The organism is Pantoea sp. CTOTU49201 (assembly GCF_032054795.1).
Classification (GTDB): Bacteria; Pseudomonadota; Gammaproteobacteria; order Enterobacterales; family Enterobacteriaceae; genus Pantoea; species Pantoea symbiotica.
In genome coordinates, this window is sequence record NZ_DAMBSA010000606.1 from 1 (window position 1) to 1,890 (window position 1,890).

At 58.5% G+C, this 1,890-nt stretch carries 1 protein-coding gene; it reads left to right on the forward strand.

The genetic code is table 11. The features are described from left to right. On the forward strand, positions 1–1,890 hold a 1,890-nt coding region (locus RTY00_RS24345), incomplete at both ends, for an acyl-CoA dehydrogenase (RefSeq protein ID WP_312666684.1).

Genomic DNA, 1,890 nt, shown 5'->3' on the forward strand with positions numbered 1-1,890 from the left:
GAAGGAGTATGGCGGCCTCGAGTTCTCAGCTTATGCGCAAGCGCGTGTGCTGCAGAAACTGGCGGGCGTCTCTGGCATTCTGGCGATCACCGTCGGCGTACCCAACTCACTCGGACCTGGCGAACTGCTGCAACATTACGGTACCGATGAGCAGAAAGATCATTACCTGCCACGTCTGGCGCGCGGTGATGAGATCCCTTGTTTTGCCTTGACCAGCCCGGAAGCGGGATCGGATGCCGGCGCGATTCCCGATACCGGCGTGGTGTGCATGGGCGAGTGGCAAGGTCAGCAAGTGCTGGGCATGCGACTCACCTGGAACAAGCGCTACATCACGCTGGCACCGATTGCCACCGTGTTGGGCCTGGCGTTCAAACTCTCCGATCCAGAACATCTGCTGGGCGATACCGAAGAGCTCGGCATCACTTGCGCACTGATCCCAACGCACACGCCTGGCGTAGAGATTGGCCAGCGCCACTTCCCGCTTAACGTGCCGTTCCAGAACGGTCCGACGCGCGGTAAAGACATTTTTGTACCGATCGATTTCATCATCGGCGGCCCGTCAATGGCCGGTCAAGGCTGGCGCATGCTGGTGGAATGTTTGTCCGTTGGTCGTGGTATTACGCTGCCTTCGAACTCAACCGGCAGCGTGAAAAGCATTGCGCTGGCGACCGGTGCGTATGCGCACATCCGCCGTCAGTTCAAAGTCTCTATCGGTAAAATGGAAGGGATCGAAGAGCCGCTGGCGCGCATTGCCGGTAACGCCTATGTAATGGACGCAGCCGCAACGCTGATCACCAGCGGCATTATGCTCGGTGAAAAACCGGCGGTGCTGTCGGCGATTGTTAAATATCACTGCACCCATCGCGGTCAGCGCGCCATTATCGACGCGATGGATATCGCTGGCGGTAAAGGCATTATGCTGGGCGAAAACAACTTCCTGGCGCGTGCTTATCAGGGCGCACCGATCGCCATCACCGTGGAAGGCGCTAACATCCTGACACGTAGCATGATCATCTTCGGCCAGGGCGCCATTCGTTGCCATCCTTGGGTGCTGGAAGAGATGAACGCCGCAGCGAAAAACGATTTAGTGACTTTTGACCGCGCGCTGTTCAGCCATATCGGCCACGTTGGCAGCAATAAAGTGCGTAGCCTGTGGCTGGGCTTAACCGGCGGTTGCACCAGCGCCACGCCAACCCGCGACGCCACGCGCCGCTACTATCAGCATATCAACCGTTTGAGTGCCAACCTCGCGCTGCTGTCAGATGTGTCGATGGCGGTATTGGGCGGCAGCCTGAAACGTCGTGAACGCATCTCGGCGCGTCTCGGCGATGTGTTGAGCCAGATGTATCTGGCGTCAGCTACCTTGAAACGCTATGAGGACGAAGGCCGCAACGAAGCTGATTTGCCGCTGGTACATTGGGGCGTGCAGGATGCGCTGCATCAGGCCGAAGTGGCGATGGATGATTTGCTGCGCAACTTCCCGAACCGCATGGTGGCCGGTGCGCTGCGATTGGTGATTTTCGCCGGTGGTCATCACTGCCCGGCACCATCCGATAAACTGGATCACAAACTGGCGAAACTGCTGCAATTGCCTTCTGCTACGCGTACCCGTTTGGGCCGTGGTCAGTATCTGGCACCAAGCGCACATAATCCGGCGGGTCAGCTGGAGCAGGCGCTGCAGGATGTGATGGCCGCCGAAGTTATTCACGATCGTCTGTGCCAGCAGCAGAAAAAACACCTGTCGTTTACCCGACTGGATGCGCTGGCGCAACGTGGTCTGAAAGAGGGCTGGATTGATGAGAGCGAAGCGCAGGTGCTGATCCGTGCTGAAGCCAGCCGCCTGAAAGCGATTAACGTCGATGATTTTGCGCCGGAAGCGCTGGCGGTGCC